General features: G+C 71.7%; 1 protein-coding gene and 2 pseudogenes. 2 read left to right on the forward strand and 1 reads right to left on the reverse strand.

Annotated features, from left to right (window positions below; translation table 11 throughout):
• Positions 1 to 534 (forward strand): annotated as a pseudogene (locus AB0O00_RS39010) (hypothetical protein); the annotation flags it as partial.
• 53 nt (positions 535 to 587) lie between these two features.
• On the opposite strand, the gene AB0O00_RS39015 reads toward AB0O00_RS39010, so the two are convergent.
• Positions 588 to 1,094 (reverse strand): FBP domain-containing protein, encoded by a 507-nt coding sequence (locus AB0O00_RS39015; RefSeq protein WP_363659417.1) that lies wholly within the window; start codon positions 1,092 to 1,094, stop codon positions 588 to 590.
• A 200-nt stretch (positions 1,095 to 1,294) separates the two neighbouring features.
• Between AB0O00_RS39015 and AB0O00_RS39020 the strand changes: the two are divergent.
• Positions 1,295 to 1,511 (forward strand): annotated as a pseudogene (locus tag AB0O00_RS39020) (glycosyltransferase); the annotation flags it as partial.

Below are 1,511 nucleotides of genomic sequence, written 5' to 3' on the forward strand. Positions count from 1 at the left end.
CCTTCGATGAGCCCCGACCTCACCACCGTGCTCGGCACCGGCCTCGGCCCGGGCGGCAAGCCCGCCCCCGGATCGGCCGCCGAGTTCCAGGGAAAGGGACTCCCGCCCGGCGGGTGCATCGGGGCCGCGCAGAAGGAACTGACCTCGCACGGCGGCACCGGCCGGGACGCCGACGTCGCGGTGGGCGTCAACTACGAGGGCTTCGAACGCTCGACGGCGGACCCCCGGGTCAAGGCCGTCTTCCAGGACTGGTCCCACTGCATGGGGGAGCGCGGCTACACCTACGCCACGCCCGGGGACGCCCTCAAGGACTCCCGCTGGCCGGCCACCACGACGCCGTCCGCAGAGGAGATCGCCACGGCCACCGCCGACGTCGAGTGCAAGGCGCGCACCAACGTCGTCGGGGTCTGGTTCACCGTCGAGACGGCCTACGAGAACGAGCTGATCCGGCAACACCTGTCGGAACTGACGGCGGTGAAGGCCGACAACGACGCCATGCTGCGTTACGCGCGGTCCGTGACCGCCGCCGGGTGACGGTCGCGGCGGTCAACCGCGTACGTCGTCGGGACTACGCGCCGTCGTCGGGACTACGCGACGGCGTCGGTGAGCACCTTGGCGAGGAACGCGTCGAGGTTGCCCACCGTGCGGGCGATCTGCTCCTCCACCGGCAGCGACTCGTTGGGGCGCGTCACCAGCGTCGACTTCTTGAGCCCGCGCACGTACAGCGAGCAGGCCAGGTCCGCGCAGATGTAGCTGCCGACCGAGTTGCCCTCGCGCCCGGCGGCACCGGCCCGGCGGGCGGCCAGCAGCGCGACGCCCGAGCCGGCGTGGGCGGTGATGCACAGCGAGCACACGTTGCTCTTGGTGAGGCTGCGGCGCACCGACGGCACCCGCAGGGTGACGCCGACGAGCTCGCCGCCGTGGTGGGCCACCAGGTAGGCGCGGTCGGGCGCGCCCGGATCCCGCCAGCCGAGGAAGTCCAGCTGCTCCCACGGGAGTTCGGCCAGCCCCCGGGGGAGGTTGAGCCGGCGGGCCTCGCCCTTGGAGCAGTTGACGAAGGATCCGCGGATCTCGTTCTCGTTCAGGGGTTGCATGGGGCGGAAACTAACACCCGTCCGCCTGAAGTGTCGCGGCAATTTCCGGTGCGCTCGCGCGGAGCCGGGGGAGCCGCACTCCCGTTTCTCTTCCCGTTCCACCGTATACCGTACGGGGGATCTTGCCGCAAGGCCCCCATATCGGGCGAAGATGGACCTCCGCGTGACGGGACGCGGCAGACGGACGGGGAGTGACGACCATGCGGGTGCTGTTGTCCACGATCGGCTCGCGGGGCGAGGCGCAGCCGGTGATCGCGCTGGCGCTGCGGTTGACGGAGCTGGGCCAGGAGGCCGTGGTGTGCGCGCCGCCCGACTTCGAGGAGCTGGCGCGGTCGCTCGGGATCGGGTACGTGCCGGAGGGCCCGCTGATGCACGGTACGGCGAAGCCTCCGGCCGGTTTCGTGCCGACTACCGAGC

This window comes from Kitasatospora sp. NPDC093558 (assembly GCF_040683475.1).
Classification (GTDB): Bacteria; Actinomycetota; Actinomycetes; order Streptomycetales; family Streptomycetaceae; genus Kitasatospora.

Excerpts from the sequence above, each read along its gene's own strand:
- AB0O00_RS39015 (WP_363659417.1), bottom strand. The coding sequence starts at position 1,094 with ATGCAACCCCTGAACGAGAACGAGATCCGCGGATCCTTCGTCAACTGC.